The 1,033-nt window shown below is 76.2% G+C and carries 1 pseudogene; it reads right to left on the bottom strand.

Going from position 1 to position 1,033, the window contains the following annotated elements:
- A pseudogene (locus ABZ885_RS42005) lies at window positions 1–1,033 on the bottom strand (AfsR/SARP family transcriptional regulator); the annotation flags it as partial.

Below are 1,033 nucleotides of genomic sequence, written 5' to 3'. Positions count from 1 at the left end.
GGGGACTGCGAGCGCAGCGCCCGTTCCCGCGCCGAGTCGATCATGCCGAGCACCTGGTCGGTGTCGCCGCGCCGCATGTGCAGATCGATCCAGCGCAGGTCGCCGAAGACTTCGTCGGCGAGGCTGAGCGTGCCGAACCCGGCTGCCAGTGACCGGGCTTCGCGCAGGTCGGCCAGTGCACCGTCGAGGTCGCCGTCGTACTGCCGGAGCCGGGCGCGCATCGGCAGTGCCTCGGCCTGGCCCCAGCGGTCGCCGGCCTGCCGGAAGCGGGCCAGCGCGGCCTCCACGTCGGCACGGGTCCGGTCGAGTTCGCCCGCGTTCTCGGCGAACTGGGCGCGGAACAGGCGGGCCAGCCCGGCGAGCCACGGGTCGTCGCCGTCGGCCAGCCGCTCGATGATCGCGGGCGCGGTCCGCTCGCCCTGCGTCCTTTCGGCCTGCAGGAAGGCGAGCGGGAGCGCGGCGAGCGCGCCGTACGGGCCGGGCAGTTCCGGGTAGGCGACCAGCCGGTCGGCCAGTTCGAGGATGCCGGCCCGGTCGTCCGCGGCCTCCGCGGTCGCCGTGACCGGCCTGGTGACGCCCCGGTTGAGCAGGTGGATCGCCTGGGCGCACTCGCGCTCGGGCGTGAGTCCACCGCCGGGCACCGCAAGCGCCTCGCCGAGCCAGTGGGCCGCATCGGAGGTCCGGCCCAGCATCTGCCAGTACCAGGTGAGGTCCAGGGCGAGCGCGAGGGCCCCGGGCGCGTCGCCGGTGTCGCAGCGTCGGCGCAGGGCGGCGAGCGTGTTGTCGTACTCGGCGCCGATCGCGCGCAGGGCCGCCGGCTGGCCGGGCCCGCGCAGCTGCGGGTCGTGGCGGGCCATCAGTGCGGCGAAGTGGTCGGCGGCCAGGTCGCGGACGGCGCCGAGGGTGTCCGCGGCGGCCAGCCGGTCGGTGCCGTACTCGCGGAGCGTCTCCAGCATCCGGTAACGGCCCGGGGCGGGCGCGAGCTGGAGCAGCGACCGGTCGACCAGGCCCGCGAGCAGTTCGGGGACGTCCG

Source organism: Kitasatospora sp. NPDC047058, assembly GCF_040643935.1.
In the GTDB taxonomy this organism is placed as follows: Bacteria; Actinomycetota; Actinomycetes; order Streptomycetales; family Streptomycetaceae; genus Kitasatospora.
Note: the sequence above shows the minus strand (reverse complement) of the source record. Positions and strands in the feature narration are given on the sequence as shown.